The organism is Limosilactobacillus coleohominis, from assembly GCF_016901675.1.
Lineage (GTDB): Bacteria > Bacillota > Bacilli > Lactobacillales > Lactobacillaceae > Limosilactobacillus > Limosilactobacillus intestinavium.
The window spans coordinates 1-219 of sequence record NZ_JACJKU010000228.1 but is presented as its reverse complement, the minus strand read 5'-3'; the positions used below and the strand labels follow the sequence as shown (position 1 = coordinate 219).

General features: G+C 42.0%; 1 pseudogene. It reads left to right on the top strand.

From position 1 onward, the window contains the following. Nucleotides 1-219: pseudogene (locus tag H5975_RS08620) on the top strand (IS30 family transposase); the annotation flags it as partial.

Sequence of the window (219 nt, the reverse complement as noted above, 5' to 3'; positions counted from 1 at the left end):
GTATCAGTGGATTAATGATGGTGTATTCCGTACGTCTAACTTGGACCTTTTTGAGAAAACTAAACGTAAACACCATCAATCTCATCCACAAGCCAAAAAGTGCTTAGGATCTAACATTGCTCAACGTCCACAGGTTGCGGACCAACGGTCCGAAATTGGTCATTGGGAACTAGACACTATTCAAGGTCATAAAGATGGCAAGGATAGCGTTGTTCTAGT